21 protein-coding genes are annotated in these 24,813 nt (G+C 68.5%); 5 read left to right on the top strand and 16 right to left on the bottom strand.

Going from position 1 to position 24,813, the window contains the following annotated elements; all coding sequences use genetic code 11:
* Nucleotides 1-194: 194 nt before the first annotated feature.
* From MHA02_RS06875 to MHA02_RS22080, 3 genes are all read right to left on the bottom strand, one after another.
* Nucleotides 195-425, bottom strand: a complete 231-nt coding sequence (locus tag MHA02_RS06875; RefSeq protein ID WP_147077887.1) for a hypothetical protein — start codon at nt 423-425, stop codon at nt 195-197.
* 549 nt (nt 426-974) lie between these two features.
* Entirely contained in the window at nt 975-4,436 is a 3,462-nt protein-coding gene (gene addA, locus MHA02_RS06870; protein WP_147077885.1) for a double-strand break repair helicase AddA, read from the bottom strand.
* 131 nt (nt 4,437-4,567) lie between these two features.
* Nucleotides 4,568-4,714: a hypothetical protein gene (locus MHA02_RS22080; protein ID WP_170249078.1), complete on the bottom strand. Its 147-nt coding sequence runs from the start codon at nt 4,712-4,714 to the stop codon at nt 4,568-4,570.
* Nucleotides 4,715-4,955: 241 nt separating this feature from the next.
* On the opposite strand from MHA02_RS22080, the gene gcvP reads away from it, so the two are divergent.
* Nucleotides 4,956-7,802: an aminomethyl-transferring glycine dehydrogenase gene (gene gcvP, locus MHA02_RS06865; RefSeq protein ID WP_147077883.1), complete on the top strand. Its 2,847-nt coding sequence runs from the start codon at nt 4,956-4,958 to the stop codon at nt 7,800-7,802.
* 263 nt (nt 7,803-8,065) lie between these two features.
* Here gcvP and recA read toward each other — a convergent pair whose 3' ends face one another.
* From recA to hemH, 11 genes are all read right to left on the bottom strand, one after another.
* On the bottom strand, nt 8,066-9,133 hold the full coding sequence (recA, locus tag MHA02_RS06860; protein ID WP_373318367.1) for a recombinase RecA: 1,068 nt from the start codon (nt 9,131-9,133) through the stop codon (nt 8,066-8,068).
* A 158-nt stretch (nt 9,134-9,291) separates the two neighbouring features.
* Nucleotides 9,292-9,687 carry a cupin domain-containing protein gene (locus MHA02_RS06855; RefSeq protein WP_147077879.1) on the bottom strand — a complete coding sequence of 132 codons (396 nt, stop codon included), beginning with the start codon at nt 9,685-9,687 and terminating at the stop codon, nt 9,292-9,294.
* Nucleotides 9,688-9,828: 141 nt separating this feature from the next.
* Entirely contained in the window at nt 9,829-10,233 is a 405-nt protein-coding gene (locus MHA02_RS06850; protein ID WP_147077877.1) for a F0F1 ATP synthase subunit epsilon, read from the bottom strand.
* Between the two features lie 207 nt (nt 10,234-10,440).
* On the bottom strand, nt 10,441-11,898 hold the full coding sequence (atpD, locus tag MHA02_RS06845) for a F0F1 ATP synthase subunit beta (protein ID WP_147077875.1): 1,458 nt from the start codon (nt 11,896-11,898) through the stop codon (nt 10,441-10,443).
* Between the two features lie 85 nt (nt 11,899-11,983).
* Nucleotides 11,984-12,874, bottom strand: a complete 891-nt coding sequence (locus MHA02_RS06840) for a F0F1 ATP synthase subunit gamma (protein ID WP_147077873.1) — start codon at nt 12,872-12,874, stop codon at nt 11,984-11,986.
* A 164-nt stretch (nt 12,875-13,038) separates the two neighbouring features.
* A complete protein-coding gene (gene atpA / locus MHA02_RS06835) occupies nt 13,039-14,568 on the bottom strand; it encodes a F0F1 ATP synthase subunit alpha (RefSeq protein WP_147077871.1) in 1,530 nt (509 codons plus the stop codon).
* A 68-nt stretch (nt 14,569-14,636) separates the two neighbouring features.
* Nucleotides 14,637-15,203 carry a F0F1 ATP synthase subunit delta gene (locus tag MHA02_RS06830; protein WP_147077869.1) on the bottom strand — a complete coding sequence of 189 codons (567 nt, stop codon included), beginning with the start codon at nt 15,201-15,203 and terminating at the stop codon, nt 14,637-14,639.
* A 239-nt stretch (nt 15,204-15,442) separates the two neighbouring features.
* Complete coding sequence (locus tag MHA02_RS06825; protein ID WP_147077867.1) at nt 15,443-15,814, bottom strand: VOC family protein; 372 nt, start codon at nt 15,812-15,814, stop codon at nt 15,443-15,445.
* Between the two features lie 41 nt (nt 15,815-15,855).
* On the bottom strand, nt 15,856-16,536 hold the full coding sequence (locus tag MHA02_RS06820; protein WP_170249076.1) for a nucleotidyl transferase AbiEii/AbiGii toxin family protein: 681 nt from the start codon (nt 16,534-16,536) through the stop codon (nt 15,856-15,858).
* Complete coding sequence (locus MHA02_RS22075; RefSeq protein WP_170249074.1) at nt 16,523-16,819, bottom strand: hypothetical protein; 297 nt, start codon at nt 16,817-16,819, stop codon at nt 16,523-16,525. The genes MHA02_RS06820 and MHA02_RS22075 overlap by 14 nt, the downstream gene beginning before the upstream one ends.
* 25 nt (nt 16,820-16,844) lie before the next feature.
* Complete coding sequence (gene hemH, locus MHA02_RS06815; protein ID WP_147077863.1) at nt 16,845-17,939, bottom strand: ferrochelatase; 1,095 nt, start codon at nt 17,937-17,939, stop codon at nt 16,845-16,847.
* A gap of 213 nt (nt 17,940-18,152) precedes the next feature.
* Here hemH and MHA02_RS06810 point away from each other — a divergent pair, with 213 nt between their 5' ends.
* The 4 genes from MHA02_RS06810 (at nt 18,153) to MHA02_RS06795 (ending at nt 20,567) form a co-directional block, all read left to right on the top strand.
* Complete coding sequence (locus tag MHA02_RS06810) at nt 18,153-19,109, top strand: class I SAM-dependent methyltransferase (RefSeq protein ID WP_147077861.1); 957 nt, start codon at nt 18,153-18,155, stop codon at nt 19,107-19,109.
* Between the two features lie 21 nt (nt 19,110-19,130).
* The gene (locus MHA02_RS06805) at nt 19,131-19,838 is read left to right on the top strand and encodes a uracil-DNA glycosylase (RefSeq protein WP_147077859.1); all 708 of its coding nucleotides are present in this window, start codon (nt 19,131-19,133) and stop codon (nt 19,836-19,838) included.
* Nucleotides 19,839-19,899: 61 nt separating this feature from the next.
* Nucleotides 19,900-20,148 (top strand): FitA-like ribbon-helix-helix domain-containing protein, encoded by a 249-nt coding sequence (locus tag MHA02_RS06800; protein WP_147077857.1) that lies wholly within the window; start codon nt 19,900-19,902, stop codon nt 20,146-20,148.
* Nucleotides 20,145-20,567 carry a type II toxin-antitoxin system VapC family toxin gene (locus MHA02_RS06795; RefSeq protein ID WP_147077855.1) on the top strand — a complete coding sequence of 141 codons (423 nt, stop codon included), beginning with the start codon at nt 20,145-20,147 and terminating at the stop codon, nt 20,565-20,567. The genes MHA02_RS06800 and MHA02_RS06795 overlap by 4 nt, the downstream gene beginning before the upstream one ends.
* 10 nt (nt 20,568-20,577) lie before the next feature.
* On the opposite strand, the gene MHA02_RS06790 is transcribed toward MHA02_RS06795, so the two are convergent.
* Nucleotides 20,578-21,984: a phosphatase PAP2 family protein gene (locus MHA02_RS06790; RefSeq protein ID WP_147077853.1), complete on the bottom strand. Its 1,407-nt coding sequence runs from the start codon at nt 21,982-21,984 to the stop codon at nt 20,578-20,580.
* A 122-nt stretch (nt 21,985-22,106) separates the two neighbouring features.
* On the bottom strand, nt 22,107-24,797 hold the full coding sequence (gene alaS / locus MHA02_RS06785; RefSeq protein ID WP_147077851.1) for an alanine--tRNA ligase: 2,691 nt from the start codon (nt 24,795-24,797) through the stop codon (nt 22,107-22,109).
* Nucleotides 24,798-24,813: the final 16 nt, after the last annotated feature.

The raw sequence follows: 24,813 nt of genomic DNA, 5'->3' as shown, positions 1-24,813 counted from the left end.
TTTGGTGGGACGACTGAAGAGAATGGCTTCGACCCGGATCCGTACAGGTCTTAGCCCTCCCGGGAAGGGCTATCGCACATGAGCCGAGATGTCGAAACGCCAGCTGTTGCCGCGGCGGGCGGGCGTCGCCGTTGAGCCCCGGAAGCGGTGACGGAAGGGGCTCGGGGGGCGGCGCGAGCCGCCCCGGCCTGTCGTCAGATCCGTGCCGCTTCGAGGGCGTGCCGATTGCCGTTCAGGCCGGCACAGAGATCGTCGATCTCGGCCACGTCGAGGGCATCGCCGGCGGTCTCGGCGATGATGTCGATGAGGTGGTCCTGCTGCGGGTCGAACGGATGCCCCTGCATCCGGTAGAACTGGTAGTAGCGCAACGCCGCCAAGAGGGTGTCGCGTTCACGGGCCGTCACGGTGATGTTCTGCGTGGTCAATGGGCATCCCCTTGGCTTGCAACGAACGTCGTTCGGGGCGCCGGGCGAGATCGTGAGCCGACTCGCCAAGCTCGGCCATTCTAATGCCCGAAGCGCGGAAGCGTCCACAGCTTGGCCTTACGGCAGGGCTGGCGGTGCGGCATCGTCGGACCGCTGGACCGCCGGCCGCGCGCGAGGAATGCCGGGCTCATCGAGGCGAACAGGGGAGGCTGGCGGGCGATGTCCCGCCGTTCAGGCGGCAGCGTTTCGAACGCAGATCAGGTCGATGTCCGACACCCTCTACGGTCGATCGGAAAGGTCGTCCATTCGGGAAGCGCAGGCGAAGCCGGAGCGACGGTAAGGGGGCGCCGGAAGAGTCTCATCCGGTGCGGCCCCCTCACCTTCGGCTGCCGCCTCGCCGCGCCGACGACGAGGTCGTCGCGGCCCTCTCCCCGCACGCGGGGAGAGGGGATGCGCGCAGCCCGAGCGGATCACTGGGAAACGCTATGATGGGTCCTTGTCCCTCCTCGTGAAACTGGAGCGTGTTGCCCCGAGCTCGGAATCCGGGGTTCAGGCCACCGCCCCGCCGATCGTCGCCAGCGCCGCCGCGACCGCTGCCGGATCGAGCCGGCGCAGGATCGGCCCCGAGGTCCAGACCAGCATCGGCACGATCGGGCGATCGGGATAGATCGTCTGCAGGAGCGTCGCGTAGAGAGCGATCTGGGCCGCTTCCGCCGCCGGCAGCGGGGCGTCCTCCGCCAGCGGACGGCCGGTCTTGAAGTCGCAGACCAGCACGCGGCCGCCGTCGAGCGCGAGGCGGTCGACCCGGCCGAACACCCGCCGCTCCTGGCCGCCAAGCATGACGCTGCCGGACAACGCGACTTCGGCACGGGCTTCGGGTGCGAAGAGGGGCGCGAGGTCCGGCTCGTCGAACAGGCGCAGGCAGGCCGCGACGAGGCTGTCGCGCTTCGGCTTCGGCATCGACGGGGCGCGGGCCGCGACGAAACGGGCGGCGGCCTCCGCCCGCTTCTCCGGTGCGAGACGCGGCAGGTGCTCCACCAGGGCGTGGATCAGCTTGCCCCGCTTGCGCAGTTCCGCGACCGCCTGCCGGCGGCCAGGGTCCGGCCGGCCGTCGGCGGCGGAGAGCGCGCCGGAGGGGCTGACCGGAGGCGCTGCCTCATGCTCCGGCGCGGCCGGGCGGTGCAGCCACGACGGCACCGACGCGTCGCCGGCTTCCGTCGTCCCCGCTTCGTGAGCCCGGGCCCCGCCGGCCGTGCCCTCGCGCCAGAGCGTGACCGGTCCCTGGGGCGTTTCCAAGGCCTCGCCCGGCCCGAGGCCGCGCTCCAGGCCGATCCGCACCATCTCGCACCACGAGGCCGGCGATTCGAGGGTCGCGCCGCGATAGGGGGCGATCACGAGATGGTCGGCGGCGCGGGTCATCGCGACGTAGAGGAGGCGGTTGTGCTCCTCGCGCGAGCGTGCGTGCAGCATCTCGCGGGCCTCGGCGGTCGCGGACGAGTCCTGCGTGCGGCCCATGGCCCAGACCGGCGGGAGCAGATCCCTGCCGGCGGGCGCGGCCAGCGAGAGCAGCGGCGGGTCGTTGCGCCCCAGCGGCTCGCAGCCGTCGATCACCACCACCACCGGCGCCTCGAGCCCCTTGGCGCCGTGGACGGTCATCACCCGGACCTCGTTGCGATGGGCCTCCATGTCGCGCTTGACGGTGTGGCCGGATTCGCCCCGTCCGGGCCGTGCGACGTAGCGGGCGAGGAAGCTGTCGAGGCTCGGCGCGTCGCTGCCGCCCTCGAAGGCCTGGGCGGCGGCGAGGAACACGTCGATGGCGTCGCCCGCCTCGCCGCCGAGCCGGGCCACCAGCTGCCTGCGGCCGCCGAGCGGCCCGAGCAGGGCGGCGTAGAAGCCGAACGGCCCCTCCGTCGCCGCGAGCCCGATCCAGACCGCGAGCGCGGCCTGCCCGCGCAGGGCCGCCGGATCGCCGGCCTTCGCGAGCCGGGAGAGCGCGTCCTCCAGCGTTTCCTCCTCCGGGCGGCGGGCAGCGATGCGCACGAGGTCGTCGTCGGTGAGCCCGACCAGCGGCGTCTTGAGGGCGGTAGCCAGCGTCAGGTCGTCGGCGGGCAGCAAACCGGACCGGCCCGCCGCGACGAGATCGAGCACGGCGATGTGGCCGGCGACTTCGAGCCGGTCCTGACCGGCGACGGGCACGCCGAAGCCCTTGAGCGCGCGGATCACCTCCTCGAACGCCGCCGAGCGCTTGCGCACCAGGATCAGCACGTCGCCGGGCCGCCAGACCCGCCCGCAGACGTCGCCCGTGGTGGTCCAGTCCCGCACCGCGGCGGCGATGCGCCGGGCCACCACGATGGCCGGGGCGTTGGCCTCCGGCGCGTCGACGGGCGCGGCCCAGGCATCGGGCTCCGGCTCGTCGGCCGGTTCGGCGATCGGCCAGATCTCGACCGAGCCGGGTGCGGTGCCGCGGGCCGAGCCGTGGACGGTGCCGGTGGCCGCGTCGTCGAAGGACAGGCCCTCGTAATGCTCCGGCACGGCGAACACCGCATCCACCGCCCGCAGCACGCCGGCAGCGGAGCGGAACGAGAGCGTCAGCCCGACATCGGCGAAGGGGAGCGCGGCCTCGTCGGCGGCCCGGCGCCAGTCCCGGCGCGTCTCCTCGAACTCGCGCGGCTCGGCCCCCTGGAAGCTGTAGATCGACTGCTTGGGATCGCCGACCGCGAAGCGGGTGCGCAGGATCTCGCGGGACCCCTCTCCGGCCGCGAACTCGGCGGTGATGCGGCGCAGGATCTCCCACTGCTCGGGATTGGTGTCCTGCGCCTCGTCGACGAGGACGTGATCGATGCCGCGGTCGAGCTTGTACAGCACCCAGGTCGCGTCGACCCGCCGCAGCAGGTCGACGGTCTTGTGGATCAGGTCGTCGAAATCGAGGGCACCGAGCCGTGCCTTCCGAGCCTCGACGCGGTGGTGGATCTCGGCGGCGAGCGTGAAGAGCGCGCTTGTGCGGGCATGGGTCCGGGCCGCCCGGAGACGATCGAACAGCGGAATCAGGCGGTCCTGCTCGTCGGCCAGCGTCTGGCGCGCGTCCTCCGGAACGCCCTTCGTGCCAAGGCTCTTGCGAGGCTTGTCGTCGTCGGTGAAGAACACCGCGCGATAGGCTTCCAGCGCCTGTGCCGGGTCCGGCGCATTCGCCGCGGCGATCAGACCGGCGGCGATCCTGTCGTCCGTCGCCTTGCCCGTGCGCAGCCGGCCCGCGAGGTCCGCGTCCCCGACGAGACCGCCCGAGAGGATGCGATCCTCGATCGTGGCCACGGTCTCACCGGCCGCCAGCCCGAGAGCCCGCGAAAGGTCGGCGAGGCCGGCGTCCAGGGTGCGCCCCCCGTCCGCGAAGAAGGCGCGCTTCCGCATCGCACCGCGCAGGGCCTCGCGAAGCGCATCGCCGGCCGCCTCCGGCCCGACCACGTCAAGGGCCGTGCGCAGGTCCGGGTGCCCGCCGAGCACCGCATCGGCCAGCACCCCGTCGGTCTCGGCCGCGAAGGCCTCGCGGGTCTGGTCCTCGTCGAGCACCTCGAACCGGGCCGGCACGTTGGCTTCGAACGGAAACATGTGCAGCAGCCGCTCGCAGAGGGCGTGCAGCGTCTCGATCTTGAGGCCGCCGGGCGTCTCCACCGCGCGGGCGAAGAGGCGTCGAGCGAGGCTCAGGTTTTTTCGCGACGGGCGCTCGCCGGTGAGTTCGACGAGCTCGGCGGTGAGGGCGTCGTCGTCGAGCGTCACCCAGCGGCCGAGGCGCTGGAACACGCGGATCGACATGTTGGCCGCCGCCGCCTTGGTGAAGGTGAGGCAGAGGATGCGCCCGGGGGGCGCCCCGTCGAGCAGCAGGCGCAGCACCCGGTCGGTGAGCACCTTGGTCTTGCCGGCTCCGGCATTGGCCGAGACCCAGGCCGACACGCGCGGATCGGCCGCCCGGCGCTGGGCGGCCTGGGTCTGGGGGTCGACGACGAAGGGGGCGTTCACCGGGCGGCTTTCCGTGACGCGGATCCGCGCCGATCGTTCCGGCGGTCCGGCAGCTTGGTGTGGGACATGGTCGCGGCTCTCTCGCTATTCCTGACGACCGCCGATCGTCGGAGCATCATAGGTCCCTAGCCTCAATCCGTCAGCGGAATGGCCGTGACGAAGTGTGCAGCGTCTTCGTCGTCGACCCACCAGACCGAACGCACGCGCGGCGACCGCCCGTCGGGCGCCGAGATCGGCCATTGGAAGACGATCCGCGGCGCGTGGCCCGGCTCGTCCATCTGCAGCAGATAGGAATCTCGACCGACATGCCGTCAGGGTATGGGCCGTCCATGATGAGCAAGCCGGCGTTTTTGTCCGCGAGCCAAGTCGATCGGCGGCAGCACGGCGCCCCCGACGATTGCACCAAGCGCCACCTCCACAGGCGCCGCGCGCCGGGCTAGGCTGCTGCATCGCTGCGCAAACAAAAAACCAAGGGGTCGCGCCGCGGCACTTCCATCGCGTCTCAGCGAGGCCAGCCCCATGAAGGTCGACAAGCACGATCCGTTCGATTTCGCAGCCCGCCGGCATATCGGCCCGAAGCTCTCGGAGATCGCCGAGATGCTGGAGGTGGTGGGGGCGAAGACCCTGCACGCGCTGATCGACGAGACGCTGCCGCCGGACATCCGGCAGGCGGAGTACATCGATTTCGGGCGCTCGCTGACGGAGCGGCGGGCGATCGAGCGGATGCGGGCGACGGCGAACAAGAACCGGCTGCTCGTCTCGCTGATCGGCCAGGGCTACCACGGCACCACGATGCCGCCGGCGATCCAGCGCAACATCTTCGAGAACCCGGCCTGGTACACGGCCTATTCGCCCTACCAGCCGGAGATCAGTCAGGGCCGGCTCGAGGCGCTGATCAACTTCCAGACGCTGGTCTGCGACCTGACGGCGCTCGACGTGGCCAACGCCTCGCTCCTCGATGAGGCCACCGCCGCAGCCGAGGCGATGGGCACGGCCAAGCGCATCGCGACGAACGGCCAGAACACCTTCTTCGTGGATCGCGAGTGCCTGCCCCAGACGATCGCGGTCCTCAAAACACGCGCGACGCCGTTCGGTTGGCTGATCCAGGTCGGCGACCCGTTTTCGGATCTCGACCCGGCCGCGGTGTTCGGCGCGATCTTCCAGTATCCGGGCGTCTGCGGCGCGATCCACGATTTTTCGGACGTCATCGCAGGGCTCCATGAGGCCGGCGCCGTCGCGGTGATGGCGGCCGACCCGCTGGCGCTGACCGTGCTCAAGGCGCCGGGCGAGATGGGGGCCGACATCGCCATCGGCTCGATGCAGCGCTACGGCGTGCCGATGGGCTATGGCGGCCCGCACGCCGCCTACATGGCGACCCGCGACGCGCACAAGCGCGGACTGCCCGGCCGACTCGTCGGCGTCTCGGTGGATGCGCGCGGCAACCGCGCCTACCGCCTCGCCCTGCAGACCCGCGAACAACATATCCGCCGGGAGAAGGCGACCTCGAACATCTGCACCTCCCAGGTGCTGCTCGCCGTGATCGCCTCGATGTACGCGGTCTATCACGGGCCGCTCGGGCTGAAGGCGATCGCGCTGCGTGTCCACCGCGACGCCGTGCGCCTCGCCGAGGGCCTCGAAGCCCTCGGCTTCGCGGTGGAGCCGAAGGAGTTTTTCGACACGATCACGGTGGAGGTCGGGGCGTTCCAGGGCGTCATCCTGCGCAGCGCCGTGGAGAACGGCGTGAACCTGCGCAAGATCGGCACGGACCGCATCGGCATCTCGGTCGACCAGCGCACCCGGCCCGACATCGTTCAGGCGGTCTGGCGCGCCTTTGGCGGCGCGGCGCTCGACTACGACGAGAGCTATCCCGAGCAGCGGCTGCCGAAGGCGCTGGAGCGGACGTCCGAGTATCTCACGCACCCGATCTTCCACATGAACCGGGCCGAGAGCGAGATGACGCGCTACATGCGCCGCCTCGCCGACCGCGACCTCGCCCTCGACCGGGCGATGATCCCGCTCGGCTCCTGCACGATGAAGCTCAACGCCACCGCCGAGATGCTGCCGATCTCCTGGCCGGAGTTTTCCGAGATCCATCCCTTCGTGCCGGAGGACCAGGCGCTCGGCTACAAGGAGCTGATCGACGACCTTTCCCAGAAACTCTGCGACATCACCGGCTACGACGCGATCTCGATGCAGCCGAACTCGGGCGCGCAGGGGGAGTATGCCGGACTGCTCGCGATCCGCCGCTACCACCTCTCCCGCGGCGAGGGCCATCGCACCGTCTGCCTGATCCCGTCCTCGGCGCACGGCACCAACCCCGCTTCGGCGCAGATGTGCGGGATGGGTGTCGTGGTGGTGGGCGCCGACGCGCACGGCAACATCGACGTCGACGATTTTTCGCGGAAGGCCGAGCAGCACTCCGCGAACCTCGCGGCCTGCATGATCACCTATCCCTCGACGCACGGGGTGTTCGAGACCCGCGTGCGCGAGATCTGCGACATCGTCCACGGCCACGGCGGACAGGTCTATCTCGACGGGGCGAACCTCAACGCGATGGTCGGGCTCGCCCGGCCCGGCGACATCGGCGCCGACGTCAGCCACCTCAACCTGCACAAGACCTTCTGCATTCCCCACGGCGGCGGCGGGCCGGGCATGGGGCCGATCGGCGTCAAGGCGCACCTGATCCCGTTCCTGCCGAGCGACCCGCGCTCGGGCCAGGAGGGCGCGGTCTCGGCCGCCCCCTTCGGCTCCGCCTCGATCCTCCCGATCTCGTGGAGCTACTGCCTGATGATGGGCGGCCGCGGCCTGACCCAGGCAACGCGCGTCGCCATCCTCAACGCCAACTACATCGCGAAGCGGCTCGAGGGCGCCTACCCAATCCTCTATTCGGGCAAGACCGGACGCGTGGCGCACGAATGCATCGTCGACGTTCGGCCCTTCCAGAAGAGCGCCGGAATCAGCGTCGACGACGTCGCTAAGCGCCTGATCGATGCCGGCTTCCACCCGCCGACCATGAGCTGGCCAGTGGCCGGCACCCTGATGATCGAGCCGACGGAATCCGAGACCAAGGGCGAGATCGACCGCTTCTGCGACGCGATGCTGTCGATCCGCGAGGAAATCCGGGCGATCGAGGACGGGCGCATGGACCGGACGGACAACCCGCTCAAGAACGCGCCGCATACGGTGCAGGACCTGATCGGCCCCTGGGAGCGGCCCTATTCGCGGGAAGCCGGCTGTTTCCCGGGCGGGTCCTTGCGCATGGACAAGTACTGGCCGCCGGTGAACCGCGTCGACAACGCCTACGGCGATCGAAACCTCGTCTGCTCGTGCCCGCCGGTGGAGGCTTATACCGAGGCTGCCGAGTGATGCTCGGGACGTGCCCTCCCCCCATTGCGGGCTACGCCACTACGGATCCGATCGGCCCTCCCACCCACATCCTCACCCTGAGGTGCCGCAGCGCAGCGGAGGCCTGGATGGGTCCTCCAGATGCCGCCGCGATCTCTGGAGGACCCTTCGAGGCCCGCTGGCGCGGACACCTCAGGGTGAGTGGGGTTGGTGGGACGATAGAAGAGAATGGCTTCGACCCGAAGCCCTACGGGCAGTAGCCGCAAGGGCGAGAGATATTCCAATCAGTCGTCCAACTCGTCCGCGCTCGGCTTGACCGTCTCCAGAATCCGCTCGGCGACGAGGCCCGAATTCTGGCGGATCGAGGCTTCGATCTTGTCGGCGATGGCCGGGTTGTCGCGCAGGAAGCCCTTCGAGTTCTCGCGGCCCTGGCCGAGGCGCTGGCTGTCGTAGGAGAACCAGGCGCCGGACTTCTCCACGATGCCGGCCTTCACGCCGAGGTCGATGAGTTCGCCGACCTTCGACACGCCCTCGCCGAACATGATGTCGAACTCGACCTGCTTGAAGGGCGGCGCGACCTTGTTCTTGACGACCTTGACGCGGACCTGGTTGCCGATCGCCTCGTCGCGATCCTTCAGGGTCGAGATGCGGCGGATGTCGAGGCGGACGGAGGCGTAGAACTTGAGCGCATTGCCGCCGGTGGTGGTCTCCGGCGAACCATACATGACACCGATCTTCATGCGGATCTGGTTGATGAAGATGACCATGCACTTCGACCGCGAGATCGAGCCGGTGAGCTTGCGCAGGGCCTGGCTCATCAGGCGGGCCTGAAGTCCCGGCTGGCTGTCGCCCATCTCGCCCTCGATCTCGGCGCGCGGCGTGAGCGCGGCGACCGAGTCGACCACGAGGACGTCGATGGCGCCCGAGCGCACCAGCGTGTCGGTGATCTCCAACGCCTGCTCGCCGGTATCGGGCTGCGAGATCAGCAGGTCGTCGAGCTGTACGCCGAGCTTGCGCGCGTAGATCGGGTCGAGGGCGTGCTCGGCGTCGACGAAGGCGCAGACGCCGCCCGTCTTCTGGGCCTCGGCGATGGTATGGAGCGCCAGCGTGGTCTTGCCCGAGGATTCCGGGCCGTAAATCTCGATGACACGGCCGCGCGGCAGGCCGCCGACGCCGAGCGCGATGTCGAGGCCGAGCGACCCGGTCGATACGGTCTCGACTTCCGCAATCTTGTCGTTCTTGCCGAGCCGCATGATCGAGCCCTTACCGAAGGCACGCTCGATCTGGGACAAAGCGGCGTCGATCGCCTTCGACTTGTCCTTGTCCACTGCCATCGTCGAGGGTTCCACCATCTTCAGCGCAGGCTGGGCCATGAGTCGGGCTTCCTTATGCATGGGGCGGGCAGCGTTCTCAATGCGGCGCCGCAGCCCATTTTGTACCTCTTTTGTTCTCACGCCGCAAGCCGCTCATCGGCAGAAGTTCCATCTTCGTTCCGGGTCGATGTCCCGGCTCAGGGCACCGGCACCTGGAGCGGCTTGTCCTTGTCGACGACGTAGACCGACAGGATCTTCAAGGGCACGGCGCCGACATTGGTGTAGCCGGCGTGGGGCACTTCGCGCAGGTTGATGCCGTTCTCGCCGGCGGGGCGGGTCTTCGGTTCCTTACCGGGCGATTGCGCCGTACCGCCTTGGAGGACGTAGAACGCCTCCTCGCCATTGTGGAAATGCCGCTTGGAGGTCGCGCCCGGCGGGATCTCGACGAGCTGGACCACGATCTCCTTGCCCTCGACCCCGGAGACGGGCGTGCGGCCGAGCTCGGTGCGCTTCACCTCCTGCGCCGCGGCGCTTCCGAGAAGGAGCGTGGCGGCAAGACCGGCGATCACGGACGGCAGACGATGATGGAGCATGGGCGTTCCTCGATGCGCGGCGAGGATGGCACAGGCGGAGAGCGGCCGCGAGAGCGGCGGCAGACACGAAAACACCCGCCGGAAGGGGCTCCCGGCGGGCGTTTTCGTCTGTGGGAGCCGCCGATACGGACTGCCGAAAATTCAGTTGGCGCCGAGGACGTGCTTGGCTTCGCGCAACTGCACGATCTGGCCGTTGAGCTGCTCGCGCTTCTCGAGATCCTCGGTGGCGTCGCGGGCGAGCTCGGCGGCCTCGATCTCCTTATCGATCATGGCCGGATTGACCTCCTCGATCGGCGCGGCGCGCTCGGCGAGCACGGTCACGGCGTTCGGGCCGATATCGGCGAAGCCGCCCTGCACGTAGATGCGCTTGCCGCTGCCGGCCTTCTCGGTGACGGTGATCACCCCGACTTTGAGGGTCGTGAGTACGGGCGCGTGGCCCGGCAGCACCGTCATCTCGCCCTCCGTACCGGGGATCTGAACGGCCTCGACCTCGCCGGAATACAGCGTCCGCTCGGGGCCGACGAAATCGAAGTGGAAGGTGGCCATCGTTTGAGCGTTTCCGTCGTCCGGTTGGCATGTGCCTCGCCCCAGCGGGGAAAGGCTGACGATTCGCGAAGGACCTTGGACCAGCCGGTCCTCCGTCAGTCGTCATTGCGAGGGGAACCCGAAGCAATCCAGAGCGCATCCCAGACGATCGGCGCTTTGGCCCTGGATTGCTTCGCTACGCTCGCAACGACGGCAGCAGGAGGCCGCTTACGCGGCGTCCTTCGCCAGCTTCTTGGCCTTCTCCTTGGCGTCCTCGATGGTGCCGACCATGTAGAACGCCGCCTCGGGCAGGTCGTCGTAGTCGCCGTTCACGAGGCCCTTGAAGCCCTTGATGGTGTCTTCCAGCGGCACCTGGATGCCCGGCGAGCCGGTGAACACCTCGGCGACCGAGAAGGGCTGCGAGAAGAAACGCTCGATCTTGCGGGCGCGGGCCACCGTCAGCTTGTCCTCTTCCGAGAGCTCGTCCATCCCGAGGATCGCGATGATGTCCTGGAGCGCCTTGTAGCGCTGCAGGGTCTGCTGCACGCGGCGGGCGACGTCGTAGTGCTCCTCGCCGAGGATGGCGGGGGAGAGCATGCGCGAGGTCGAGTCGAGCGGGTCCACCGCCGGGTAGATGCCCTTTTCGGCGATCGAGCGCGACAGCGTCGTGGTCGCGTCCAAGTGGGCGAAGGAGGCGGCGGGCGCCGGGTCGGTCAAGTCGTCGGCCGGCACGTAGATCGCCTGCACCGAGGTGATCGAGCCCTTGGTGGTGGTGGTGATGCGCTCTTGCAGGGCGCCCATGTCGGTCGACAGGGTCGGCTGGTAGCCCACCGCCGAGGGGATGCGGCCGAGAAGCGCCGAGACCTCGGAACCGGCCTGCGTGAAGCGGAAGATGTTGTCGACGAAGAACAGCACGTCCTGGCCCTGGTCGCGGAAATCTTCCGCGATGGTCAGGCCGGTCAGCGCGACGCGCGAGCGGGCGCCCGGGGACTCGTTCATCTGGCCGTAGACCAGCGCGCACTTGGAGCCTTCGGCGGAGCCGCCGTTCTCCTTGGGATCCTTGTTGACCTTGGATTCGATCATCTCGTGGTAGAGATCGTTGCCCTCGCGGGTGCGCTCGCCCACGCCGGCGAAGACCGAGTAGCCCGAGTGCACCTTGGCGATGTTGTTGATCAGCTCCATGATCAGCACGGTCTTGCCGACGCCGGCGCCGCCGAACAGGCCGATCTTGCCGCCCTTGGCGTAGGGGGCGAGGAGATCCACCACCTTGATGCCGGTGACGAGGATCTGCGACTCGGTCGACTGCTCGGTATAGGCCGGGGCCGGCTGGTGGATGGCGCGGAGCGTGTCCGAGTGGATCGGTCCGGCCTCGTCGATCGGCTCGCCGATGACGTTCATGATGCGGCCGAGGGTGTTGTGGCCGACCGGCACCTTGATCGGCGCGCCGGTGTCGGAGACCTCCTGGCCGCGCACGAGGCCTTCCGAGGTGTCCATGGCGACGCAGCGGACCGTGCTCTCGCCGAGCTGCTGGGCCACTTCGAGGACGAGGCGGTTGCCCTGGTTGGTGGTCTCCAGTGCGTTCAGGATCTCCGGCAGGTGGCCGTCGAACTGCACGTCGATCACCGGGCCGATGACCTGGGTGATGCGGCCCTTGGAGTTGGTGGCGGGGGAAGCGGTGTTCGCCATGGAGAGCGTGTCCTTCAGATGATCTGTTGCGTCGCGCTCCCTGGCGACGAACCGGCATCCGGTCCGTCGGAGAGCGCCCTGTGGGTCAGAGCGCTTCCGCGCCCGAAATGATCTCGATGAGTTCCTTGGTGATCATGGCCTGACGCGTGCGGTTGTAGATCTGCGTCTGCTTCTTGATCATCTCGCCCGCGTTGCGCGTGGCGGAATCCATGGCGCTCATGCGCGAGCCCTGCTCGGAGGCGGCGTTCTCGAGGAGCGCCTTGTAGACCTGCACCGTGAGGTTCTTCGGCAGCAGCGTCGTGAGGATCGCCTCCTCGCTCGGCTCGAACTCCATGGCGGCATCCGCCGAGGCGCCGGTCGAGGTCTTGCCGTCGGTGCTCGGCAGCTCGGCCGGGATCAGCTTCTGCGCCGTCGGCACCTGCGATATCACCGACTTGAACTGCGAGTAGAACAGGGTCGCGACGTCGAACTCGCCGGCGTCGAAGCGACCGAGGATCTTGTCCGCGATCTCGCTGGCGAAGGCGTAGTCCACCGGCTTAGTGCCGCGGATGTCGATGTTCTCGATGATCTCCGACCGGAACTGCCGGCGGAGCATGTCGTAGCCCTTCTTGCCGACGGTGAAGATCTTGACCGTCTTGCCCTCGCCCTGGAGCTTGCGGGCGTGCCGGGCGGCAAGCCGCGCGATCGACGAGTTGAAGGCGCCGCACAGGCCGCGATCGGCCGTGCAGACCACGAGCAGATGGGTCTTGTCTTCACCGGTGCCCGAGAGCAGCTTCGGGGCGCCGACGCCGCCCACGAGGTTCGCGGCGAGATTGCCGAGCGTCGCGGACATCTTCTCGGCGTAGGGCCGTCCGCTCTCGGCGGCGTTCTGGGCGCGCCGCAGCTTGGCGGCGGCGACCATCTGCATGGCCTTGGTGATCTTCTGCGTCGACTTCACCGAAGTGATGCGATTCCGCAGATCCTTCAAACTCGGCATCGAGAAGCTTTCGTAATCCTTGCCGCTTCCATGTCACCGTCATTCCGGGGCGCCGCAGGCGAACCCGGAAACCACGACTGGGAGCGACGATACCGAAACTCGGAGCTTGTGAGTGGATCCCGGGTTCCGCTTCGCGGCCCCGGGATGACGTGGTGTGTGCGAGATCAGTTGAACGACTTGGAGACGCTCTCGACCACGCTCTTGAGCTTGCCGGCGCTGTCGTCCGACAGGTCCTTCGAGTCGCGGATCGCGCCGAGCAGGTCCGAATGCTTGGAGCGAAGGGTCTCGAGCAGCTTGTCCTCGAAGGGACGCACTTTGCTGACGGGCATCTTATCGAGATAGCCGTTCACGCCGGCATAGATCACCGCGACCTGCTCTTCCATCTTCAGCGGGGCGAACTGCGCCTGCTTCAGGAGCTCGGTGAGACGCGAGCCGCGGTTCAGGAGCTTTTGCGTCGAGGCGTCGAGGTCCGAGCCGAACTGCGCGAAGGCTGCCATCTCGCGGTACTGCGCGAGCTCGCCCTTGATCTTGCCGGCGACCTTTTTCATCGCCTTGGTCTGGGCCGAGGAGCCGACGCGCGAGACCGAGAGGCCGACGTTCACCGCCGGGCGGACGCCCTGGTAGAACAGGTCGGTCTCGAGGAAGATCTGGCCGTCGGTGATCGAGATCACGTTGGTGGGGATATAGGCCGAGACGTCGTTGGCCTGGGTCTCGATGACGGGGAGCGCAGTGAGCGAACCCTTGCCGGCGGCGTCGCCCATCTTGGCGGCGCGCTCGAGCAGGCGCGAGTGGAGGTAAAACACGTCGCCGGGATAGGCCTCGCGGCCCGGCGGGCGGCGCAGCAGCAGCGACATCTGGCGGTAGGCGACGGCCTGCTTGGAGAGGTCGTCGTAGACGATCACGGCGTGCATGCCGTTATCGCGGAAGTACTCGCCCATGGCGCAGCCGGCGAAGGGCGCGATGAACTGCATCGGGGCCGGGTCGGAAGCGGTGGCCGCGACGATGATGGAGTATTCCAGGGCGCCCTGGTCCTCGAGGACCTTCACGAACTGGGCGACGGTGGAGCGCTTCTGGCCGATGGCGACGTAGACGCAGTAGAGCTTCTGGCTCTCGTCGTCGCCCTGGTTCAGCGGCTTCTGGTTGAGGATGGTGTCGAGCGCGATCGCGGTCTTGCCGGTCTGGCGGTCGCCGATGATCAGCTCGCGCTGACCGCGGCCGATCGGGATCAGCGCGTCGACGGCCTTGAGGCCGGTCGCCATCGGCTCGTGAACGGACTTGCGCGGGATGATGCCGGGCGCCTTCACGTCGACGCGGCGGCGCTCGGTCGACTGGATCGGGCCCTTGCCGTCGATCGGGTTGCCGAGGCCATCGACTACACGGCCGAGCAGGCCCTTGCCGACCGGAACGTCCACGATGGCGCCGGTGCGCTTGACGGTCTGGCCTTCCTTGATCTCGCGGTCCGAGCCGAAGATCACGACGCCGACGTTGTCGTTCTCGAGGTTCAGGGTCATGCCCTGCACGCCCGATTCGAATTCGACCAGCTCGCCGGCCTGGACCTTGTCGAGGCCGTAGACGCGGGCGATGCCGTCACCGACGGCGAGCACCTGCCCGACCTCGGAGACTTCGGCGGCTTCGCCGAAGTTCTTGATCTGCTCTTTGAGGATCGCGGAGATCTCGGCGGGGCGGATGTCCATCGTCGGGCCTTCTTATGAGTGTCGGACGTCTGTCGCGTGTTCGGATGAGCCGTGCGGCGCGTGCCCGTTCAGGCGGCGCGCATGGCGAGGCGGATACCGTTGAGCTTGGTCCGCAGGGATGCGTCGACCATGCGGGAGCCGATCTTGACGACGATGCCGCCGATCAGGCTCGGATCGACCTTGAGGTCGAGCTCGATCTCGGAGCCGGCGACTTCGCGGAGCGTCGCCTCGATCTCCTGGATCAGGGCGTCGGAGGGCTTCTCCGCGACGCGCACCTCGGCGCGCACGATGCCCTTCGATTCCCGCACCTTCTCGCGATAACCGCGGATCATGTCGGGGAGAGCGAAGAGGCGGCGGTTGGCGGCCGTGAGCTTGATGAAGTTGGCGGCGATGCCACCGATGCCGACCTTGGCCAGGATCGCCTCGATCGCGGGCTTCTGCTGCTCGGCGGTATAGGCCGGGCTCCTCACGAGGCGGCGCAGGTCGTCGCTCTCATTGTAGATGGCGTCGAACTGATCGAGGTTCTTGGAGACCTCGTCGATCTGCTTTTCGTCACGCGCCAGCTCGAACAGGGCGAGCGCGTAGCGGCCCGCCACACCGGAGACCAGGGTACCGTCGGAACCGCTCTGCGCCACCTGCCCGCTCTCTTTTGTTTCGTGCCCGCCGGTTCCGCGGACCGTGCCCGCCGAGGATCGGGGCGGCGGCTCGGCGAACCGTGGAAAAATGGGAATGCGCCGGGCATTCGGGCGGGTGGCGACACCCCCCCTCCAGCGCGGGGTGGCCGTAGCATGGCACCGTCGCTCCGCGCAAGGCGACGGTTCCCCCGATTCGAACACCCGGCCAGGGAATCGGCGGAAGGGTTTAGCACCGCCGCTCACGCACCCCGCAACAGGCGCAGCGGCCAGCCGATCCGCACCAGCGTCTCGTCGGGATCGGACAGCGAGAATTCACGCATGCCCCAGGGCTTGTCCTCGACGCCGCCCGGCTCGAGGGTTTCGCCGGCAAAACGCTCGGCCAGCGCGTCGACCTCCGCCGCGTAGAGATAGAGCCCGAATGGATTGCGGCCTCGCACCAGCCAGCCTTCGACCGCGGCCGTGAGGTGCAACATGGCGCCAGTCGGATGGGTCAGGATGCGATAGCCGGCTGCGCCGTCGTCGCAACGGAAACCGAGCCGGGTGTAGAAGGCCTGGGAGGCGTCGAGGTCGTTCGCGGGCAGGACCGCGACGAGGGCGGGTTTGATGTCCATGCGCTCCTCCTCGGTCGAGCGGTGCGAATCGCGTCCGCCATTCACGCCCGTCGAGAGGCCGCCAGCAAGATGGCTTCCGCGAGCACCCGGCGGCCGATCGTGAAGGCCTCGGCCACGAGGCCGGCGGACGACGGTGTCGGGACGATGCTCTGCGCCAGCGCTTCTGTCCCGCGCGCGGCCTGCAGTTCCAGGGCTTCACAGGTCCGCTGGAGCGCGTCGGAGACCTCTTGGGCGAGCAGCTTTGCGAGACCGGGCCTGACGTTCGCGACGGCTGCGAGATCGAAGACGTCGCGCGCCGTGAATCGCGCGGCGCGAAAGCGGATTTTCTTGACGACGACCTCTTCCGGCGTCTCGACCGGGATCCGGCGAGCGCCGTAATCCCGCCAGCCATAGCCCGGCTCCGTCTGCAGGACCGGCGAGAGGAAATCGATTTCACCTTCGGCCCGCTCGAACTTCAGGGAATGGCCTGGCCATTGGAAATTCGGCGAGATGCGAGCCGCGGCCGGATTTCTGGCAGGCGTGAACAGCTTCAACGGAACCGTCGGAACGAAGAGGTCGACGTCGTAGCTGACGCGGTGATCGATCGAGAGCGCGATGGCGGTGCCACCGCCGAGCGTCCAAGGAGCAGGCTTCGTCTCGTCGGCTTCGGCTCCGAAAACATGATCGAGGGCCGGCAGCGCGAGATCGAGAAGCTCCCGCCAGCGCGTCTCAGGCGCGCTCATCGAGCCACTGCCGCGTTTCGTGCCCGGGCGCGAGGCAGCGCCGGGCGCCGCGGGCGAGGATCGGATAAGTGACGGCCCCGCTGCGCACGAGATCGCCGATCGTCTCGATCTCGACTTCGTCGAAGAAGGCGCGGACATGATGCGTAAAGGCGGCCGGCACGGTCTCCGCCATCAGCGCGGCGAGGAGCGTCGGCGCATCGATCGGATCGCGTGCGGACGCGTTGATGTGGCGGACGGCGAAGGCCAGCGGGCGCTCCGCGGCCGGGTTCGGCAGTGAGGCCATGGCTCGGACTCGGGCGACGCGGGCCTCAGATCCAGCCCTGCAGCTCCCGTCTTACCACGTTCTCGATCACCCGCATGCCGAGATCGGAATCGTTGAGGCAGGGGATGAAGGCGTAGTGCTCGCCGCCGTTTTCTTCGAAATAGTGGCGGTTCTCGCCGTCGAGTTCTTCCAGCGTCTCCAGGCAGTCGGCGGTGAACCCGGGGGCGACGATCGCCATGCGCTTCACGCCGGACTTGGCCAAAGCCATCACCGTCTCGTCGGTGTAGGGCTTGAGCCATTCCTCGTTGCCGAAACGGGACTGGAAGGTGACGCGCATCTTCTCCGTCGAATAGCCCAGCTTCTCGCGGATCAGCCGGCCGGTCTTGAGGCACTGACAATGGTAGGGATCACCCTTGAGCAGGTAGCTCTTGGGCACCCCATGGAACGAGGTCAGAATCACCTCGGGCTCGAAATCGAGCTTCGCGAGGCCCTCGCGAATCGAATCGGCCATCGCTTCGATGTAGACCGGGTCGTCGTGATACGGCGGCGAGACCCGCACCGTCGGCTGCCAGCGCATCTGCATCAGCGCCTTGAAGGCCTGGTCGCAGGCGGTGGCCGAGGTGGCGGCGGCGTATTGCGGGTAGAGCGGCACCAGCAGGATGCGGTCGCAGCCCTCGTCCAGCATCGCCTGGATGCGCACCGAGACCTCCGGCTTGCCGTAGCGCATGGCCCAGTCGACCAGCACCGTGTCGCCCATCGCCGCCTGCAGCTTTTCGGACTGGCCGCGGGTGATGGTCTTCAGCGGACCCTCGTCACGCTCCTTGTTCCAGACGCTGTCGTAATCCTTGCCCTTGGGGCCGGGGCGCTTCGTCAGGATGATGAGGTTCAGGAGCGGCCACCAGATCAGGCGCGGCACCTCGATCACGCGGCGGTCCGACAAGAACTCCTTGAGATAGCGGCGCATCGGCCAGTAGCTGGTGCCCTCGGGCGTGCCGAGATTCATGAGCAGCACGCCGACGCGGCCGCACGTCACCCGCGGGTGATCGCCCGGCATGGTGGGGATCGCGACCGGCAGAGGCACGGGCTCGTGCGAATGCACGGTCTCGGGCTGCAAGGTCTTGGGCTCGACGCGTTCGTTCATCACGCTTCCGGTCACGGCAGGGCGTCTCCCCGCGGACGATCAACGCCGATAGAGGGAACGCGGTCCGGTTGTCTGCAGGCTAATCTTGCGCCAAAGCGCGCAGTCTGCCGGTCTCGAGTTGCCATCGGACGATCCTCGAGCCGTCCTCAATCGTGTTTTCGCCACACGACCCGATCACACATCGCCCGAAATTGCCCCGGAGGCCAGCGCGGCATGCCGTCCCCCCACTACTTCCTGAAGCATTTCGTGCCGTTCACGGGCTACCCGTACAAGGGGGCACCGGCCGCCTGCAACCTGTGCGGCGCGCATGAGGCGATCACCGTCGCGGAGACCGACCGGCGGCTCAAGACGCTGAAATCCATCGCCTGCGTCCAGTGCGGCCTGATCCGCACCGACCCGATGCCGACACCGGACGAGCTCGCCGAGTACTACACCACCTCCTACCGCGCCGATTACCAGCTCGCCTTCTCCGGCGGCCCGCCGCGCCACCACCTCAACCGCTCGGCCCGCGAGGCGGTGTTTCGCGCCGACCTCCTGTCGGCCAAGCTCGTGCCCGGCGCGCGGCTGCTGGATTTCGGCTCCGGCTCGGGCGAGTTCCTGGCCGAAGCGCGCCGGCGCGGCTGCGAGGCGATCGGCGTCGAGCCGGGCCGCGACTACGCCAATTACGCCCGCGAGCATCACGGCGTCGAAGTCCTGGACGAGGCGGAAGACGCGGGCCGCTTCCCCGCCGGGCATTTCGACGTGATCTCGACGCACCACGTGCTGGAGCACCTGCGCAACCCGGCCGAGGCCGTGGAGCGGCTGGCCGGCTGGCTGAAGCCCGACGGGGTGCTCTACGCGGCCGTGCCGAACATGGCCGCCACCGGCAAGCCGCCGCACGAGCGTTTCCACTTCGCCCACGTCCACGGCTACGTCCGCGAGACCTTCGACCTCCTCGCCCGCCGCGCCGGCCTGGTGCCGCACACCGATTACTGGCGCGAGGACACCACGGTGGTCTATCGCAAGACCGACGCCCCCATCGGCCGCCTCGCCAATCCGGGCTTGGCCGAACGCCTCGCCGTCGACCTCAAGCCGATGCCCGCGGGCGTCTACCTCGCCTCCGGTGCCTGGATCTGGCCGGCGATCCGCCGCAACGCCAAGGCCGTGCGCGACGGGCTGGCCAAGCGCTAGGGCATCTGCGATTCGGCGGCGATGTCTCACGGACCCGTCGCCGACTCCCTGAAAGCATTTCGCGCCAGCGGCTCGCCCTGGCTCACGCTGCCGTTCTTTTCCGACGGGGGCGCCGAGGCTGTGGCCGAGCGGATCGACTCTCGCGCCGCGGCGGGTGCCGAGCTCCTGCCGAGTCCCGAGAACATCTTCCGGGCGCTCTCGCTGACGCCCCTCGATCGCGTCAAGGCGGTGATCCTCGGGCAGGACCCCTACCCGACACCGGGCGACGCCAACGGGCTCGCCTTCTCCTATGTCGGCCCGCGTCGCCTTCCGGCCTCGCTCAAGGTCATCCTGTTCGAAGTGGTCGAAGCGGCACACGGCGAGAAGCCCGTCTTCCGGACCGGCGACCTGACGCCGTGGGCCAAACAGGGCGTGCTCCTGCTCAACGCGGCGCTGACGGTGGAGGCCGGCAAGGCCGGGGCGCACCTGCGGCTCGGCTGGTCGCGGCTGGCGGACGAGGCGGTGGGGGCAGTTTCCGCTCGGACCTCGCCCTCGGTCTTCCTGCTCTGGGGCGCCCAGGCCCGCGCGCGCGCGCCGCTGATCGACGCCGCCCGCCACGGCATCATCGCCTCGGGCCACCCCTCCCCGCTCAACCGCGCCCGCGATTTTCCGGGCTCGCGGCCTTTTGCGCGGGCGAATGCCTGGCTGGTGGAGCGTGGACTGGCTCCGATCGACTGGCGCCTCGAATAGCGGTCTTGCCCGCGCGTCAGTCGATGACTAATCTGCAGTCATTGACTGACGAGAGCGGCCAATGGCGGTCATGACGATCCGCAACATCGACGACGCCATCAAGACGCGGCTGCGCGTCCGCGCCGCCATGAACGGTCGCTCGATGGAAGAGGAGGCGCGCGACATCCTCCGGTCCGCTCTGTCGACGGAGAACCCGGTCCCACAGCATCTCGGTCGGGCAATCCACGGACGATTCTCGACGCTCGGCGGTGTCGATCTCCCGGACGTTTCACGTGAAGCCGCGCGGGAGCCGCCGGACTTCTCGGCGTGATCGTTCTGGATACCAACGTCATCGCCGAGTTGATGCGCGGGATACCGAACGAGCGGGTTCTTGCCTGGATCGGAGATCAGCCGAGCACGGGCCTGTTCACCACGACCCTGACCCAGGCGGAGGTATTCTACGGCTTGAGCCTCTTGCCGACAGGCCGACGCCGGACCGATCTGGTGCAATTCGCACGTCCGATCTTCGAAACCGACTTCGCAGGACGGGTGCTTCCGTTCGATTCCGATGCGGCGCTGGCTTATGCCGAGATCGCAGCCGAGCGCCGCCGTGCCGGGCGGCCGATCAGCCAGATCGACGGTCAGATTGCGGCCATCGTCCGATCACGCGGCGCCCGTCTGGCGACGCGAAGCACGCGCGACTTTTTGGCGTGCGGGATCACGCTCGTCGATCCATGGGCGGCAGGTTAGGCGGCTCGAGTCACGGCGCCGCTGGTTTTCCCGCCGCCAGTGCCGCGGCTTTCCCTGCAGCCGCATAGAGATCGAGCCGCGAATACAGCCCGAACGCCGACCCATCGTCCAGAAATCCGCCGCCCGGCCCGAGGGTCGCCGTCAGGATCGCGTTCGCTTCGTCGAGCGTCAGGGACGGGAAGGCGGCGGTCAGCAGATAGCCGGCTTCGGGTGCCGTCTGGCCGACATCCACCGCACGCCCGGCGGTTGCCGGATACACCACCGGCAGGCCGTAGGTCTGGGTGGTCTCGTAGAAGGCCCGGTTGGCGAATGCATCCTTGAACCGGCCGAGATCCGTCGCGGCGCAGGCGGCGACAGGGCCGCCGCAGGAGGCCGTCAGGAAAGCCGTGAGGTCCGCGCGTGCCACCTTCAGAGCGGCCGGGTAGTCGGCGATGACGACGCCCTCGCCTTCGGTCTGCCCCATCGCGTTGATGACGGCCGGATTCTTCCGGGCCTGACCGACATAGTCCGGGTGGTTGGCCAGGAGATGCGCCACGGCGTGCAGCGCCACGGTGCGCCCGCCGAGCACGTCCATCGCGTAATGCGCGCCGATCACGATACGGTTGTTGCCGTATTCGGCCGCCCGCGTGATCATCTGCTGATAGCGCTCCGGCACCAGGATCGCGAGGAGCACGGACTCGGTGTAGCCGTAGGTGGTGTGGCCGCTGGGGTAGGACGGGCTATCCGTCAGGTTCTGGCTCGGCCCCCGCAGCCAGTCGAGGCTGTGCGACGGCATTCCGAAATAGTCCGCGCCGCGGTAGGCGAGGAGGATCGGATCGGTCTGGAACGGCCGCGAATTTCCGAAAGCGTCGGCGCCGACGCTGCCGGCGAGACGGCCATAGGCCTTGCCGAAGACGTCGGTTGTACCGCCATTGGCGGTGAGGATGGCGGAGGCGGCCAGCGAGACCGGCTCCTTGCCGTGCGTGGTGGCGTTGGCGAAGAAATACTTGCCGGCGTTCGAATCGGACTTGGTGACGTTGTTCGTGTAGCCGATCAGGTCGGCGACGGATTTCGAGACGCTCGAAAAATCCTTGAAGGTCTCGTAGCGCGCCTTGGCCTGATAGGCGCCGCCGAGGGTACTCCCCAGACCATCGGCGAGTTCGGTGGCGTTGCCGTCGGTGATGAAGGCGTCGCGCAGGGCGAGCTGCTGCTGCTCGGCGAAAGGCAGAAGCAGCGGCTGCGTGAGCGCGCCGGTCTGGATACCGCCGGTGACGCTCAGGTTCGCGCGCAGCGCCGCCTGCCCTTCGGGTGTGTTCAGCAGGATGCTGACCGGAGCGAGACCCTTGAGTGCGGCGACGTTCGCCGCCGATTGCGCCCGGGCCTGGAGCGGAACCAGCGCCGTCAGGAGTGCGAGCCCGATTGCCGTGCGATGGCCCATGGTCGTCTCCCGTCGTCCTGCCGGCCGCAATGGAGCGAGCCGGCCGGTCCCGCCGTCTCTCTCACCATCGCTGGTGAAAGGGATATGACAGGACGGGTGCGATTCGAAACGAAGTCGCCGAATCAGGCTGCCGTCAGCGCCGCGACGATCGCCTCCAGCGCTGCGTTGGCACCGGCCCCGTCCGGGCCGCCGGCCTGGGCCATGTCGCGGCGACCGCCGCCGCCCTTGCCGCCGAGATGGCCGGCGCCGGCACGGACGAGAGCCACGGCGTCGTAGCGCTCGGCGAGATCTTCGGTGACGCCGACGACCAATCCGGCCTTGCCGTCGGCCGCGACGCCGACGATGGCGACGATGCCGGAGCCGAGCCGGGTCTTGCCTTCGTCGGCGAGGCTCTTGAGATCCCGCATCTCGACGCCCTCGACGACGCGGGCCATCACCTTGACCCCGGCGATCTCGCGGGTGCCGTCGTCGCTCCCGCCGGCTGCGTTGCCGCCGCCGCTCATCGCGAGCTTCTTCCGAGCGTCGGTGAGCTCGCGCTCCAGCCGGCGGCGATCCTCGACCAGGGCGGCGATGCGATCGGTGACGTCGGCGACGGGCGCCTTGAGCAGGCCGGCGAGCTGGCTCAGCGTCCGGCTCTCGTCGGCGCGGTGGCGGCGGGCGCCATGGCCCGTCATCGCCTCGATGCGGCGAACGCCGGCGCCGACCGCGCTCTCACCGAGCACGGTGATCTGGCCGATATCGCCGGTGCGGCCGACATGGGTGCCGCCGCAGAGCTCGATCGAGAAGTCGGCGAGCCGGCCGCCCTCGACCTCGGTGCCCGCGTCGTCGACCGGCTTGCCCATGGAGACGACGCGCACCTCGTCGCCGTACTTCTCGCCGAACAGCGCACGCGCGCCGGATTCGATCGCCTCGTCCACCGCCATCAGGCGCGTGATGACGCTTTGATTTTGGAGAAGCACCGCGTTGGCGATCTCCTCGACCTTGCGCAGCTCGTCCGCCTCGATGGGCTTCGGGTGGCTGATATCGAAGCGCAGGCGATCCGGGGAAACGAGCGACCCCTTCTGCGCGACGTGGTCGCCGAGCACCTGACGCAGGGCCTCGTGCAGCAGGTGGGTCGCCGAGTGGTTGGCGCGGATCGCCGAGCGGCGGCCATGATCGACCTTCAGCTCCACCGCCGCGCCGAGGGCGAGTTTTCCCTCGACGACCTCGACATGGTGGACGAACAGGTCTCCGAGTTTCTTCTCGGTCGCGGTCACGCGGGCACTGAGACCGGGGCCGGTGAGGCTGCCGGTATCGCCGACCTGACCGCCGGACTCGGCGTAGAACGGCGTCTGGTTCAGAACCGCGAGCCCGCTCTCGCCGGCCGAAAGGGCCTCGACCTCGGCGCCGTCGCGCAGCAGGGCGCCGACGACGGCCTCCGCCTGCTCGCTGTCGTAGCCCAAGAATTCGGTGGCGCCGGTGCGCTCGCGGACGGCGTACCAGACCGTCTCGGTCGCCGCCTCGCCCGAGCCCTGCCATGCGGCCCGTGCCGCCTGCTTCTGGCGCAGCATCGCCGCGTCGAAGGCGGCCGTGTCGACGCCGATGCCACGGGCCTTGAGGGCGTCCTGCGTCAGGTCGAGGGGGAAGCCGTAGGTGTCGTAGAGCGTGAAGGCGGTCTCGCCAGACAGGTTCTGGCCGGACTGCAGATCACGCGTCTCGGTATCGAGGATGGTCAGGCCGCGTTCGAGCGTCCGGCGAAAGCGGGTCTCCTCGAGGCGCAGCGTCTCCGAGATAAGCGGCTCGGCCCGGGTCAACTCCGTAAAGGCCTGCCCCATCTCGCGGACCAGCGTCGGCACGAGGCGGAACATGGTCGGCTCGCGGGCGCCGAGCAGCTCCAAGTGGCGCATGGCGCGGCGCATGATCCGGCGCAGGACGTAGCCGCGGCCCTCGTTCGAGGGCAGCACGCCGTCGGCGATCAGGAACGAGACCGAGCGCAGGTGGTCGGCGACGACCTTGTAGGAGGCGACCGTGGCCGGCTCGGGCGGCCGACCGACGACATGCGCCACCGAATCGATCAGAGCCTTGAACAGGTCGGTCTCGTAGATCGTCGGCACGCCCTGGAGGATCGCGGCCATGCGCTCGAGGCCCATGCCGGTATCGATCGAGGGGCGCGGCAGGTCACGCCGGTCGCCGGGCGCGACTTGGTCGTACTGCATGAAGACGAGGTTCCAGAACTCCAGGAAGCGGTCGCCGTCCTCGTCGGCCGAGCCGGGCGGGCCGCCGGCGAAGGCATCGCCCCGGTCTATGAAGATCTCCGAGCATGGACCGCAGGGGCCGGTATCGCCCATCTGCCAGAAATTGTCGGAGGTCCCGATCCGGATGATCTTGTCGTCGCGGAAGCCCGCGATCTTTTTCCAGAGACCGGCGGCTTCGTCGTCATCCGCGTAGACGGTGACCAGCAGGTTGTCGGGCTTCAGCCCGAACTCCTTGGTGATCAGCGTCCAGGCCATCTCGATCGCCTGCGGCTTGAAGTAGTCGCCGAAGGAGAAGTTGCCGAGCATCTCGAAGAAGGTCAGGTGGCGCGCGGTGTAGCCGACATTGTCGAGGTCGTTGTGCTTGCCGCCGGCGCGCACGCACTTCTGCGACGAGGTCGCCTTGACGTAGGGGCGCTTCTCGATCCCGGTGAAGACGTTCTTGAACTGCACCATGCCGGCGTTGGTGAACATCAGCGTCGGGTCGTTCTTCGGCACCAGCGACGAGGACGGCACCACGGCGTGGCCCGCATCGCGGAAGTAGTCGAGGAAGGTCGACCGGATCTCGTTGACGCCGCTCATCGTGGATCGCTCGGGG

Origin of the sequence: Methylobacterium haplocladii, assembly GCF_007992175.1 — a bacterium.
Taxonomy (GTDB): domain Bacteria; phylum Pseudomonadota; class Alphaproteobacteria; order Rhizobiales; family Beijerinckiaceae; genus Methylobacterium; species Methylobacterium haplocladii.
Note: the sequence above shows the minus strand (reverse complement) of the source record. Positions and strands in the feature narration are given on the sequence as shown.